The organism is Aeromonas sp. QDB54 (assembly GCF_027707385.1).
Lineage (GTDB): Bacteria > Pseudomonadota > Gammaproteobacteria > Enterobacterales > Aeromonadaceae > Aeromonas > Aeromonas hydrophila.
Window position 1 is genome coordinate 1 of the sequence record NZ_JAPCIT010000046.1, and the last position, 12,551, is coordinate 12,551.

The 12,551-nt window shown below is 52.7% G+C and carries 13 protein-coding genes and 1 pseudogene; 4 read left to right on the forward strand and 10 right to left on the reverse strand.

Translation table 11 applies throughout. The features are described from left to right. From PG881_RS23090 to PG881_RS23130, 8 genes and pseudogenes are all read right to left on the reverse strand, one after another. Positions 1-1,524: pseudogene (locus tag PG881_RS23090) on the reverse strand (Tn3-like element TnAs1 family transposase); the annotation flags it as partial. Between the two features lie 3 nt (positions 1,525-1,527). Then, on the reverse strand, positions 1,528-2,088 hold the full coding sequence (locus PG881_RS23095; protein ID WP_001161490.1) for a recombinase family protein: 561 nt from the start codon (positions 2,086-2,088) through the stop codon (positions 1,528-1,530). A gap of 175 nt (positions 2,089-2,263) precedes the next feature. Then, positions 2,264-3,253: a DUF3330 domain-containing protein gene (locus tag PG881_RS23105; RefSeq protein ID WP_010792470.1), complete on the reverse strand. Its 990-nt coding sequence runs from the start codon at positions 3,251-3,253 to the stop codon at positions 2,264-2,266. Beyond that, a complete protein-coding gene (merE, locus tag PG881_RS23110) occupies positions 3,250-3,486 on the reverse strand; it encodes a broad-spectrum mercury transporter MerE (protein ID WP_003090697.1) in 237 nt (78 codons plus the stop codon). The genes PG881_RS23105 and merE overlap by 4 nt, the downstream gene beginning before the upstream one ends. Then, positions 3,483-3,848, reverse strand: a complete 366-nt coding sequence (gene merD / locus PG881_RS23115) for a mercury resistance co-regulator MerD (protein ID WP_003090698.1) — start codon at positions 3,846-3,848, stop codon at positions 3,483-3,485. Before merD ends, merE begins: the two co-directional genes overlap by 4 nt. Positions 3,849-3,865: 17 nt before the next feature. Then, positions 3,866-5,551, reverse strand: a complete 1,686-nt coding sequence (merA, locus tag PG881_RS23120; protein ID WP_003090700.1) for a mercury(II) reductase — start codon at positions 5,549-5,551, stop codon at positions 3,866-3,868. A gap of 71 nt (positions 5,552-5,622) precedes the next feature. Further along, the gene (merP, locus tag PG881_RS23125) at positions 5,623-5,898 is read right to left on the reverse strand and encodes a mercury resistance system periplasmic binding protein MerP (RefSeq protein ID WP_000732290.1); all 276 of its coding nucleotides are present in this window, start codon (positions 5,896-5,898) and stop codon (positions 5,623-5,625) included. A 15-nt stretch (positions 5,899-5,913) separates the two neighbouring features. Next, a complete protein-coding gene (locus PG881_RS23130) occupies positions 5,914-6,264 on the reverse strand; it encodes a mercuric transport protein MerT (protein WP_001294666.1) in 351 nt (116 codons plus the stop codon). Positions 6,265-6,335: 71 nt separating this feature from the next. Between PG881_RS23130 and PG881_RS23135 the strand changes: the two genes are divergently transcribed. The 4 genes from PG881_RS23135 to PG881_RS23150 all read left to right on the forward strand — a co-directional run bounded on the left by PG881_RS23135 (position 6,336) and on the right by PG881_RS23150 (position 10,692). Beyond that, a complete protein-coding gene (locus PG881_RS23135; protein WP_000414383.1) occupies positions 6,336-6,770 on the forward strand; it encodes a mercury resistance transcriptional regulator MerR in 435 nt (144 codons plus the stop codon). A gap of 99 nt (positions 6,771-6,869) precedes the next feature. Beyond that, complete coding sequence (locus PG881_RS23140; RefSeq protein ID WP_000427623.1) at positions 6,870-7,874, forward strand: IS110-like element IS4321 family transposase; 1,005 nt, start codon at positions 6,870-6,872, stop codon at positions 7,872-7,874. A 402-nt stretch (positions 7,875-8,276) separates the two neighbouring features. Next, positions 8,277-9,752, forward strand: coding sequence for an ABC-F type ribosomal protection protein Msr(E) (msr(E), locus tag PG881_RS23145; protein ID WP_000052512.1), 1,476 nt, complete (start codon positions 8,277-8,279; stop codon positions 9,750-9,752). 55 nt (positions 9,753-9,807) lie between these two features. Next, complete coding sequence (locus tag PG881_RS23150) at positions 9,808-10,692, forward strand: Mph(E) family macrolide 2'-phosphotransferase (RefSeq protein ID WP_000155092.1); 885 nt, start codon at positions 9,808-9,810, stop codon at positions 10,690-10,692. A gap of 189 nt (positions 10,693-10,881) precedes the next feature. On the opposite strand, the gene PG881_RS23155 is transcribed toward PG881_RS23150, so the two are convergent. Further along, complete coding sequence (locus tag PG881_RS23155) at positions 10,882-11,484, reverse strand: recombinase family protein (protein ID WP_012308657.1); 603 nt, start codon at positions 11,482-11,484, stop codon at positions 10,882-10,884. Between the two features lie 217 nt (positions 11,485-11,701). Further along, the gene (locus PG881_RS23160; RefSeq protein ID WP_000172759.1) at positions 11,702-12,232 is read right to left on the reverse strand and encodes a hypothetical protein; all 531 of its coding nucleotides are present in this window, start codon (positions 12,230-12,232) and stop codon (positions 11,702-11,704) included. Positions 12,233-12,551 lie beyond the last annotated feature (319 nt).

A 12,551-nucleotide genomic window follows, 5' to 3' on the forward strand; every position in this document is an offset into this window, starting at 1 on the left:
GATCGCCAGGGGCAGGGCCTGCTCGCGCTTGAGTGCGGCGAACTTCTCGGCCGGCAGCAGGTAGTCGTCGAAGTCGCGGAACTGCCGCGAGCCCTTGACCCAGATGTCGCCGGAGCGCAGGGCGTTCTTCAGCTCGGACAGGGCGCAGATTTCGTAGAATTTCCGGTCGAGGCCTTCCGGGGTGATCACCAGCGGCTTCCAGCGCGGCTTGATGAAGGCCGTGGGTGCATCGGCCGGCACCTTGCGCAGGTTGTCGGCGTTCATCTCACGCAGGGTCTGCACGGCTGCCAGCACGCCTTGCGCGGCCGGCGCGGCGCGCAGTTCCAGCACCTCCAGCAAGGCCGGCGTGTAACGGCGCAGGGTGGCGAAGTTCTCGCCGACCAGGTGCAGGTGGTCGAAGCCTTCCGGCCGGGCCAGCAGCTCGGCCTCGCTGACGCTCTCGGTGAACTCGTCCCAGGGAATCACCGCCTCGATGGCGGCATAGGGGTCGCTGCCGCTTTCCTTCGCTTCCAGCAGCGCCTGGCCGATCCTGGAGTACAGGCGCACCTTGTCGTTGATCGCCTTGCCCTGCTTCTGGAACTGCTGCTGATGCTTGTGCTTCGCGCCGCTGAACAGCTTGACCAGGATGCGGTCATGCAGATCGACCAGCTCATCGATCACGGTCGCGGTGCTCTCCAGCACCACGGCGGCCAGGGTCGCGTAGCGGCGCTGCGGCTCGAACTTACCGAGGTCTTTGGGCGTCATCTGCCCACCCTCGCGGGCCAGCTTGAGCAGGCGGTTCTGGTGGATGTGCCGGCCCAGGCCTTCGGGCAAGTCCACCAACTGAAATGTCTTCAGCCGCTCGATGTGTTCCAGCATGTGCCGAGAGTTGGGTTTCAGCGGTGCCTGGCGCAGCCAGGTCAACCAGGTGATGCTGCTGCCGGCCTTGAGCTTCAACAGCTCGTCCAGCTTGGCCCGATGCGAGTCCGTGAGTGGTTCGACCAGGGCGCGGTAGACCCGCCGATTGGCTCGCGCAATGGCTTCCGAGCAGGCCCGGTCAATCACGCTCAGCGCCGGCAGGATGCGTCGTTTCTGCCGTAGGCTCTCCAGGGCCTGACCGGCCAGCAGCAAGCCTTTGTCGGTCTGCTGGGCCAGCTCGGTTAGCTCGCGCACCAGGGCGCGGAAGTCGGACAGGCCGAACGGGGCCAGTTGCAGGTAGGTGCGCAGTTCCTGGGCATGCTCGCGACGGGTCACGTCGCGCTCGCCGTACTTTGCCCAGCTCGCCGGCTCGGCCTGGACTTGCTTCGCCACCCACAGGATGACCGGCTCGGGCAGCTCGCTGTCGGTTCCCAGCGCGTAACCGGGGTAGCGCAGCAGGCAGAGCTGCACGGCGAAGCCGAGGCGGTTGGCGTCGCCGCGTCGCTGGCGGATCAGCGACAGGTCGGAGTCGTTGAAGGTGTAGTAGCGGATCAGGTCATCCTGGCTTTCCGGCAGCGCAAGCAGGGTGTCCCGCTCCGTGGCCGAGAGGATCAAGCGACGCGGCATGTGTCAGTCGTCCGTGCGGAGGTACTGGTAGAGGGTTTCCCGGCTGATGTTGAACTCGCGGGCAAGCTGCGCCTTGGGCTCGCCGGCCGTCGCTCGCTGCCGCAGGGTAGCAGCCTGCTCATCGGACAGGGCTTTCTTGCGGCCCCGGTACGCGCCACGCTGCTTGGCCAAGGCGATGCCCTCACGCTGCCGCTCGCGGATCAGGGCGCGCTCGAACTCAGCGAAGGCCCCCATCACCGACAGCATCAGGTTGGCCATCGGCGAGTCCTCGCCAGTGAACACCAGGCCCTCCTTCAGGAACTCGATGCGCACGCCGCGCTGAGTCAGCTTCTGTACCAAGCGACGCAGGTCATCGAGGTTGCGGGCCAGCCGATCCATGCTGTGCACCACCACTGTATCGCCTTCGCGGACGAAGCTCAGCAGCGCTTCGAGCTGGGGGCGCTGGGTGTCCTTGCCCGATGCCTTGTCGGTGAACACCTTGCTCACCTGGGTTTGTTCCAGCTGGCGTTCCGGGTTCTGGTCAAAGCTGCTGACCCGGACGTAGCCGATGCGGTGCCCCTGCACGATGTCTCCTTGGTTGAAGGCGGCTTAAGTGCACTTTCTGTTCCGTTGTGCCTCAAAGCCCATTTCTGTCAGGCTGAAATCTATAACCTTCGCGGGCATGTGTCAAAAAATGGGAAAGCAGACTCTATTCTGACGAAGCGGCGCGGCCCTGCCTGACATCAAGTTAGGGTATGCCTCAGTCTGACAGTGATGAGTCGCAGGCGTTCGGATCGGCATCGGTTTCGCTCCCGGTCTTGGCGCGCGCCTGGAAGCGCTGATAGCACTCCAGCCCGCAGAAGTGCTCGACGTATTCCGCGCCTTCCGGGGTGAAGGCGGCATCGAGCGGGATTTCCTTGCAGCACACGCAGCAACTGGTGGCAGTCGGATCATTTGCATTCATGGTGGCACCCCTCCATTGACTGACGAAGACGGCGAATGCCGCCGCCGGCATCGGCTTGGCGAACAGGAAGCCTTGTCCTGTGTCGCAGTCCGCTTGTCGCAACAAATCAAGACTCGCCGATGTTTCCACGCCTTCGGCCACTACTTCCATGCCAAGCCCATGCGCAAGCTGAATCACGGTGCGCACGATGGTCTGGTCGCGGTGGTCGTTGGCGAGTCCGGCGACAAACGATTGGTCGATCTTGAGCGTGCTGATGGGGCAGCATTTCAGGTGTTGCAGGCAGGAATAGCCGGTGCCGAAGTCGTCGGCGGCGAAGCGCACACCGATCTGTCGCAAAGCTTCCAGGGCGGGGAAGATCGCCGGATCACCGAACGCAACCGATTCGGTCAGCTCAATTTCAAGATACGCGGCGGGCAACCCGGCATCGGCCAGCACGCCCTTTACCCACTTGTCGAAATCTGGCCCCACTTGGCTCGCCGCAACATTGACGGCCAGCCGGAACGGTTGCCATGCCAGCACCCGCCAGTCGCGCATTTGACGGCAGGCTGCGCCCAGCACCCATGCGCCGATTTCCGGCATCAGGCCGGACGATTCGATCACGGGCAGGAACTGGCCCGGCGGCAACAGTCCGAGCGTCGGATGACGCCAGCGCAACAGGGCTTCCGCGCCGACAATCTGCTCACTGCGCAAATCGACAATCGGCTGGTAGTGCAGCTCAAGCTGCCCGCGCTCGACCGCCTGCGCCAGTTGCGCCACTGTCCATTCAATTGGCTGGGAAGCGCTCATGATCGACCTCTGAAGGCCCGCAGCAGCCGCGTCACAGACAGGACAAACAAGCCGGTCAGCGTGAGGGCTGCAATACCCCAGTGCTCGCCGATGAACGCGCCGGCCGTCGTGCCGGCCAGCACAATGGCGAGAATCGGCAAATGACAGGGACAGGTGAGCACCGCCAGCGCACCCCACAGGTAGCCGGTGAACGGCTTGTGTGTCTCGGTCGGCAAGCGCTCGGGGCTGTTCATGGCAGACTCTCCGCTTGCTGGGCCGGCGCGGTCGGCATCGCGGCCAACTGCACTTCCAGATCGGCCAACGCTTCGCGTCGGCGTTCGACGAACTGACTCAGCACGGCAAGCTGTGCGGCTGTTTCATCGCAGTCCGCCGCATCCAGCGCCCGGCACAACCGCGCCAATGCGTCCAGGCCGATGCCCGCCTCAAAAGCGGCCCGCACAAAGCACAGCCGCTGCAAGGCGGCGTCATCGAACAAGCCGTAGCCGCCCGTGGTGCAGGCGACTGGCCGCAGCAATCCGCGCAGCAGGTAGTCGCGCACGATATGCACGCTCACCCCGGCCTCAAGGGCCAGTCGGGACACTGTGTAGGCGTTCATCGAACACCTCCTTTTCCTTATCCGGCGCAGCAGGACAGTTGCTTCACGTCCTTGCTGAAGGTCTGCGCCGCGAGCTTCAAGCCCTCGACCATCGTTAGGTAGGGGAACAACTGGTCGGCTAGTTCCTGCACCGTCATGCGGTTGCGAATGGCGAGAACAGCCGTCTGGATCAGTTCGCCCGCTTCCGGGGCCACCACCTGTACGCCAATCAGCCGTCCGCTGCCTTCCTCGATGACCAGCTTGATGAAGCCGCGGGTATCGAAGTTGGCGAGCGCACGCGGCACGTTGTCGAGCGTCAGCGTGCGGCTGTCGGTTTCGATGCCATCGTGGTGCGCTTCCGCCTCGCTGTAGCCCACGGTCGCCACTTGCGGGTCGGTGAACACCACGGCCGGCATCGCGGTCAGATTGATGGCGGCGTCGCCGCCGGTCATGTTAATGGCCGCACGAGTGCCGGCCGCTGCCGCCACATAGACGAACTGCGGCTGGTCGGTGCAGTCGCCGGCCGCGTAGATGTTCGGGCTACTGGTGCGCATGCCCTTGTCGATGACGATGGCCCCCTGCGCATTGACGGCTACCCCCGCCGCTTCCAATGCCAGGCTGCGCGTGTTCGGTGTCCGGCCGGTGGCGACCAGCAGCTTGTCGGCGCGCACTTCGCCCTGTCCAGTGGTCAGCACGAATTCGCCGTCCACATGGGCGACTTGGCTGGCTTGCGTATGTTCCAGTACCTTGATTCCTTCGGCACGGAAGGCGGCTGTGACGGCCTCGCCGATGGCAGGGTCTTCGCGGAAGAACAGCGTGCTGCGCGCAAGGATCGTGACCTGGCTACCCAGCCGGGCGAAGGCTTGCGCCAGTTCCAGCGCCACCACCGACGAGCCGATGACGGCCAGGCGTTCGGGAATGGTGTCGCTGACCAAGGCCTCGGTCGAAGTCCAGTAGGGTGACTCTTTCAGGCCCGGAATCGGCGGCATGGCCGGACTGGCACCCGTGGCGACCAGGCAGCGGTCGAACATCACGACGCGCTCACCACCCTCGTTCAAACTAACGATAAGGCTCTGGTCGTCCTTGAAACGCGCTTCACCGTGCAGAACGGTGATGGCTGAATTGCCGTCCAGGATGCCTTCGTACTTGGCATGACGGAGTTCTTCGACACGGGCCTGCTGCTGGGCCAGCAGCCGCTCGCGCAAGATCGTCGGCGGTGTGGGTGGCATGCCGCCGTCGAATGGGCTTTCCCGGCGCAGATGGGCGATGTGGGCGGCGCGGATCATGATCTTGGACGGCACACAACCGACGTTGACGCAGGTGCCGCCGATGGTGCCGCGCTCAATCAGCGTGACCTGCGCGCCTTGCTCGACGGCCTTCAGTGCTGCCGCCATCGCGGCTCCACCGCTGCCGATCACGGCGACTTGCAACGGGCGCTCGCCGCCGCTGCCCTTGTCGGCGGCACCCATCCAGCCGCGCACCTTGTCGAACAGCCCAGTGCGGTTGTCGGTCGGCGGGGCATCGGCGAGCATCGCTTTGTAGCCCAGGCCAGCCACGGCGGCGGTCAGTGCGTCCGGCGCTGTGCCTGGATCAAGGGCGAGCTGGGCCGCGCCCTTGGCATAGGACACTATGGCAGATTGGACGCCGGGTACTTTTTCCAGCGCTTCCTTGACGTGCGCCGCGCACGAGTCGCAGGTCATGCCGGTGATTTTTAGATGGGTCATGCGACAGATCCTTTTTCGTTTGTGGTAGCAGACAAGGGCGTCAGATGTGCTGCGCTGCCGTTTTCAGTGCCTCACTTCTTGACGCTGGACGGATAGCCTGCGTCTTCGGTGGCCTTGGTCAGCTTCTGCACGCTGGTCTTGGCATCATCGAAGGTGACAACCGCTTCGCGTGTCTCGAAGGTCACGTTAACTTTGCTGACGCCTTCGACCTTGGAAATCGCCTTCTTGACGGTGATCGGACAAGCGGAGCAGGTCATGCCCGGTACGGACAGCGTGACGGTCTGGGTGGCGGCCCACACGGGGGCAACAACGGCAGCGATGGCGAGAGAGGCAAACAGTTTTTTCATGATGAACTCCTGTGATTAATAGAAAAATGGCATGACGTAGGGAAATCCGAGCGCGACCAGAACCAGCGCGGCCACGACCCAGAAAATGAGCTTGTAAGTAGCGCGCACTTGGGGAATCGCACACACATCCCCTGGTTTGCAGGCTTGCGCCGGTCGGTAGATGCGCCGCCAGGCGAAAAACAGCGCCACCAACGCCGCGCCGATGAAGATCGGGCGATAAGGTTCCAACACCGTCAAGTTGCCGATCCAAGCGCCGCTGAACCCCAGGGCGATCAGAACCAGCGGCCCCAGGCAGCAAGCCGAGGCGAGGATGGCGGCTAGCCCGCCAGTGAAGAGCGCCCCGCGCCCGTTTTGAGGTTCAGACATACGCTTGTCCTTTCAAATCTGGATTGGATAGCTTAAGCTTACTTCCGTACCAATGTACGGAGTCAAGCGATATGGAAAAAAATTTGGAGAATCTGACTATTGGCGTTTTCGCCAAGGCGGCCGGGGTCAACGTGGAAACAATCCGGTTCTATCAGCGCAAGGGCTTGTTGCCGGAGCCGGACAAGCCCTATGGCAGCATCCGCCGCTATGGCGAGGCGGATGTGACGCGGGTGCGCTTCGTGAAATCAGCCCAGCGGCTCGGATTCAGCCTCGACGAGATCGCAGAGCTGCTGAGGCTGGATGACGGCACCCACTGCGAGGAAGCCAGCAGCCTGGCCGAGCACAAGCTTCAGGACGTGCGCGAAAAAATGACCGACCTGGCGCGCATGGAAACCGTGCTATCCGAACTTGTGTTCGCCTGCCATGCGCGGCAAGGGAACGTTTCTTGCCCGCTGATTGCTTCGCTGCAAGGGGAGAAAGAGCCGCGTGGTGCCGACGCGGTGTAGCCGAGGGTAGTTACGCCTTAGCGTGCTTTATTTAATGAGATGGTCACTCCCTCCTTCCCGGTACTATGCTGAGGACAGGCTTTCATTCGGAGAACTATCATGGAAAACATTGCGCTCATTGGTATCGATCTGGGTAAAAACTCTTTCCATATTCATTGCCAGGATCGTCGCGGGAAGGCTGTTTACCGTAAAAAATTTACCCGGCCAAAGTTGATCGAATTTTTGGCGACATGCCCCGCTACAACCATCGCAATGGAAGCCTGTGGCGGTTCTCACTTTATGGCACGCAAGTTGGAAGAGTTGGGGCATTCCCCAAAGCTGATATCACCACAATTTGTCCGCCCGTTCGTTAAAAGCAATAAAAACGACTTTGTCGACGCCGAAGCTATTTGTGAAGCTGCATCGCGTCCGTCTATGCGTTTTGTGCAGCCCAGAACGGAATCTCAGCAGGCAATGCGGGCTCTGCATCGTGTCCGTGAATCCCTGGTTCAGGATAAGGTAAAAACAACCAATCAAATGCATGCTTTTCTGCTGGAATTTGGCATTAGCGTTCCCCGAGGAGCTGCCGTTATTAGCCGACTGAGTACCATTCTTGAGGATAATAGTTTGCCTCTTTACCTCAGCCAGTTATTGCTGAAATTACAACAGCATTATCACTATCTTGTTGAGCAGATTAAAGATTTGGAATCCCAGTTGAAACGAAAGTTGGACGAAGATGAGGTTGGACAGCGCTTGCTGAGCATTCCCTGCGTCGGAACACTGACAGCGAGTACTATTTCAACTGAGATTGGCGACGGGAAGCAGTACGCCAGCAGCCGTGACTTTGCGGCGGCAACAGGGCTTGTACCTCGGCAGTACAGCACGGGAGGTAGGACGACATTGCTGGGAATTAGTAAGCGAGGTAATAAAAAGATCCGAACTTTGTTGGTTCAATGTGCCAGGGTATTCATACAAAAACTGGAACACCAGTCTGGCAAATTGGCCGATTGGGTCAGGGATTTACTGTGCCGGAAAAGCAACTTTGTCGTCACTTGTGCTCTGGCAAACAAGCTGGCCAGAATAGCCTGGGCCCTAACGGCACGACAGCAAACTTATGTAGCATAACGGCAGAAATACACCGGTTTAAAGAATTACTGATCTGGTTTTGCGAATACTGATATTGATGATACTAACGGCCCACCGGCCTGTTGAGGAACCTGTAAAACGGAAAGGCTCATTGAAGCCGTATATTTTCTGGAGGTTCATCAGGCGCGGAACTCATCAAGGCGCGGGAATAAAATCCCATTCAGACGCCGGATAGATTCAAGCAAGCCAACTTGTCGTCAAAATCGGTGTTGCAAAAACGGGAGTGACCATAGATTCCGTTTTCTGAGACGACCCCTATTTGTCCACCCTGTGGATGAATAGCTTTTTTTTTGGGAGGACACTGTGATGCTAGCTTTTGTTTTCACCTAAATCCTGTTTGCTGCATAAAAAATTTCAAGAGCTAAACAGGAGTAAATAAAAATGAGTTTAATTATTAAAGCGAGAAACATACGCTTGGATTATGCTGGGCGTGATGTTTTGGATATTGATGAATTGGAAATTCACTCTTATGACCGTATTGGTCTTGTGGGTGATAACGGAGCAGGAAAGAGTAGTTTACTCAAAGTACTTAATGGCGAAATTGTTTTAGCCGAAGCGACATTACAGCGTTTTGGTGATTTTGCACATATCAGCCAACTGGGCGGAATCGAAATAGAAACGGTCGAAGACCGGGCAATGTTATCTCGCCTTGGTGTTTCCAATGTACAAAACGACACAATGAGTGGCGGAGAGGAAACTCGTGCAAAAATTGCTGCCGCATTTTCCCAACAAGTACATGGCATTCTAGCGGATGAACCAACCAGCCACCTTGATCTCAATGGAATAGATCTACTTATTGGTCAACTTAAAGCATTTGATGGAGCATTACTTGTTATCAGTCATGACCGATATTTTCTTGATATGGTTGTAGACAAGATATGGGAGTTAAAAGACGGTAAAATTACGGAATATTGGGGTGGTTACTCGGATTACTTGCGTCAAAAAGAAGAAGAGCGACAACACCAAGCCGTAGAATATGAGCTGATGATGAAGGAACGGGAGCGATTAGAATCTGCTGTGCAAGAAAAACGCCAGCAAGCTAATCGATTAGACAATAAGAAAAAAGGAGAAAAATCCAAAAACTCTACCGAAAGTGCTGGACGACTTGGGCATGCAAAAATGACTGGCACCAAGCAAAGAAAACTGTATCAGGCAGCTAAGAGTATGGAAAAGCGTTTGGCTGCATTAGAAGATATTCAAGCACCAGAGCATTTGCGTTCTATTCGTTTTCGTCAAAGTTCAGCCCTAGAACTGCACAATAAGTTCCCGATTACGGCAGATGGTCTGAGCTTAAAATTTGGTAGCCGTACTATCTTTGATGACGCTAACTTTATAATACCGCTTGGCGCTAAAGTCGCTATAACTGGATCGAATGGAACAGGGAAAACGTCCTTGTTAAAAATGATATCAGAACGTGCTGATGGATTAACCATATCTCCAAAAGCTGAAATTGGCTACTTTACACAAACAGGATATAAATTTAACACGCATAAATCTGTGCTCTCCTTTATGCAGGAAGAGTGCGAGTACACAGTTGCGGAAATTCGTGCAGTATTGGCTTCAATGGGGATCGGAGCGAATGATATTCAAAAAAACTTATCCGACTTATCGGGAGGTGAAATCATCAAACTGCTTTTATCCAAAATGCTTTTAGGAAAATATAATATTTTGCTTATGGATGAACCAGGAAACTATCTTGACCTAAAAAGTATTGCCGCATTAGAAACAATGATGAAGTCCTATGCAGGAACTATTATCTTCGTATCTCATGACAAGCAATTGGTCGATAATATTGCTGACATTATCTACGAGATCAAAGACCACAAAATCATCAAGACTTTTGAGAGAGATTGTTAATGATAGCCAATCTAATCCGAACATTAATTATTGAACTCTTTAAAGGAAATTAAAAATGACAATTCAAGATATTCAATCACTTGCTGAAGCACACGGCTTGTTGCTTACGGACAAAATGAATTTCAATGAAATGGGCATTGATTTTAAGGTCGTTTTTGCTCTTGATACAAAGGGGCAACAATGGTTGCTGCGTATTCCTCGTCGTGATGGCATGAGGGAACAAATCAAGAAAGAAAAACGCATTTTAGAATTGGTAAAAAAACATCTTTCTGTAGAGGTTCCTGATTGGAGAATTTCATCTACAGAATTAGTGGCTTATCCCATACTTAAAGATAATCCTGTTTTAAATTTGGATGCTGAAACCTATGAAATAATTTGGAATATGGACAAAGATAGCCCGAAATACATAACATCTTTGGCAAAAACCTTATTTGAAATCCATAGTATTCCTGAAAAAGAAGTTCGGGAAAATGATTTGAAAATTATGAAACCTTCAGATTTAAGACCTGAAATAGCAAACAATTTGCAGTTAGTAAAATCTGAAATTGGTATAAGTGAGCAATTGGAAACCCGCTACAGAAAATGGTTGGATAATGATGTTCTATGGGCAGATTTCACCCAATTTATACATGGCGATTTATATGCTGGGCATGTACTAGCTTCAAAGGATGGAGCTGTTTCAGGCGTTATTGATTGGTCAACAGCCCATATAGATGACCCAGCGATTGATTTTGCTGGGCATGTAACTTTGTTTGGAGAAGAAAGCCTCAAAACTCTAATCATCGAGTATGAAAAACTAGGGGGTAAAGTTTGGAATAAACTATATGAACAGACTTTAGAAAGAGCAGCGGCCTCTCCTTTGATGTATGGTTTATTTGCCTTAGAAACTCAAAATGAAAGCCTTATCGTTGGAGCAAAAGCTCAGTTGGGAGTTATATAATTTAAAAATATGATTGCTGAGAACTGCCTTGTTTTGAAACTTGGTTGGCTTTAATTAGTTTTTAGTATTCTTTATAGAAAATGCCTCGATCAAGGGGCATTTCTAACAATCATTTAACATAAAATTTCTTATGTGAAGTAACCTGAATGCAGCGGTGCCCCATTGGGGGCGCGTTGAGATAAGCCTCTTTTAGATAACTTTAGCAACTCGATAGACAGTTGCAACTCCACAATTCACTGCTTTGGCAATTTCTTCCTTAGTCATATTGCCAACTACTAGCAATTCTTTTATTCGTTTATGTTTAGCCTCATTTGCCTTCTTGCCTGTTGGTTTGTAACCCGAACGTGCCAGGCCCTGCTTAATACGTTCTATACGTTTCTCATTGTCTAGGCGGGCCATTGTTGCCAGAAGATCAATCAACATATTGTTGATGAGTTCCAAGATTGAATGAGTAATGCTGTCACTGGTTTGAATCATTTGGTAGGTAGTAGGAAGATCTGCTACGACTAAACGAAGTCCCTTCTCCTGGATCCTGCGCTTCAGCTCTTGAAAATCTCGTTGGGTTAGGCGTGATAAGCGGTCAATACTTTCAACTAACAATGTGTCACCTTGATTTGCTTCTGACAGTAGCTTATTCAATTCAGGTCGGTCTAACTTCGTACCACTATAGTTTTCCACGTACACAATGGTTTCACCCAAATTCAAGTTTTGGTTTAGATCCTGAAGAATCTGCAAAGCCCTTTCTGCATCTTGATCTTTAGTTGAAGCTCGTAGATAAATACGTGTATTCATTTCTATCATTTAATCTTAATTCTATTAGATTAATGATAATACTATCATTTAATTATTGCATTAAGTCTAATGATAGATATTGTATGCGATTTGGCTCGCTATCATTCAGGTATAGTCTTTTGATAAAAAAAGCATGACTAAAAGCCATGCCTTGGGAATTCGTATAACGCCCATTATGTTAATTTTAGTTTTCCTTAATACGACAAAAATATCTACTTCATTTCACGAGAATTTCTTTTGCTAAAAGTTCTTCTTTCGTTACACCGAAATATCTTATTTCTAATTTAGGCCTGCCTAACATCTTTAAAAGATTGTTTTCATCATTTATATTTTTTATAGCTTTGCTTACACAATCAATTACGTCATTAGTTTTAGAAATAGCTTCTTTTTCAGATACTTGATCGCTTACTTTTCGAGATATTAAGTCATCAAAATATATCCTATATTCTTCACAAACTAGATAAAAATAAGGGTCTAATCTATCTAAATCATATTCAGATTCAAAGGGTTTACGATCTAATAAATCTTTTTCAGGATAAATAATCAATTGTCCTGCATCGAACCAAAACTCCACAGAAAAATTATCAAACTCAATTCCATTTAAATCATTACTAAAATTTTGAAAATACTGTAATAAAAGATTTTCTATATCCTCTAAAAACTCTTTATTCTTAATATCAAATATTAAAGATTCATTAGAAATAGCTTTGATACAATCTTCTTGAATATCTAACCCCTTTAAAGTCATTTTTACTCCATTTAAATTTTTAGGTTTTGGTGCATTAAGAATTTTGATTAACTTAACATAATGGGTATTAAGTGTAGTGTGTTTGTCTATCAATAAGAGATTTATCTAATTTAATTCAAGCCCCCGGCGCAGGTGGTAACCACCCCCGGCGCAGGTGGTAACCACCCCCGGCGCAGGTGGTAACCACCCCCGGCGCAGGTGGTAACCTGACAAGCCACAAAAACGCCCGCAAACCCTTGTCAGGGGATGTAAGCCGGAACCCCAGAAATTTCCGTCACCCTAGTTGGGTGGGCTCAACACTCGTGTCACCAGCTACCTT

Coding starts and splice junctions, on each gene's coding strand:
- merP (WP_000732290.1), bottom strand. CDS start 5,898: ATGAAAAAACTGTTTGCCTCTCTCGCCATCGCTGCCGTTGTTGCCCCC.
- merA (WP_003090700.1), bottom strand. CDS start 5,551: ATGACCCATCTAAAAATCACCGGCATGACCTGCGACTCGTGCGCGGCG.
- merE (WP_003090697.1), bottom strand. CDS start 3,486: ATGAACAGCCCCGAGCGCTTGCCGACCGAGACACACAAGCCGTTCACC.
- PG881_RS23140 (WP_000427623.1), top strand. CDS start 6,870: ATGGAAAACATTGCGCTCATTGGTATCGATCTGGGTAAAAACTCTTTC.
- PG881_RS23150 (WP_000155092.1), top strand. CDS start 9,808: ATGACAATTCAAGATATTCAATCACTTGCTGAAGCACACGGCTTGTTG.
- PG881_RS23105 (WP_010792470.1), bottom strand. CDS start 3,253: ATGAGCGCTTCCCAGCCAATTGAATGGACAGTGGCGCAACTGGCGCAG.
- PG881_RS23160 (WP_000172759.1), bottom strand. CDS start 12,232: ATGACTTTAAAGGGGTTAGATATTCAAGAAGATTGTATCAAAGCTATT.
- merD (WP_003090698.1), bottom strand. CDS start 3,848: ATGAACGCCTACACAGTGTCCCGACTGGCCCTTGAGGCCGGGGTGAGC.
- PG881_RS23130 (WP_001294666.1), bottom strand. CDS start 6,264: ATGTCTGAACCTCAAAACGGGCGCGGGGCGCTCTTCACTGGCGGGCTA.
- PG881_RS23155 (WP_012308657.1), bottom strand. CDS start 11,484: ATGAATACACGTATTTATCTACGAGCTTCAACTAAAGATCAAGATGCA.
- PG881_RS23135 (WP_000414383.1), top strand. CDS start 6,336: ATGGAAAAAAATTTGGAGAATCTGACTATTGGCGTTTTCGCCAAGGCG.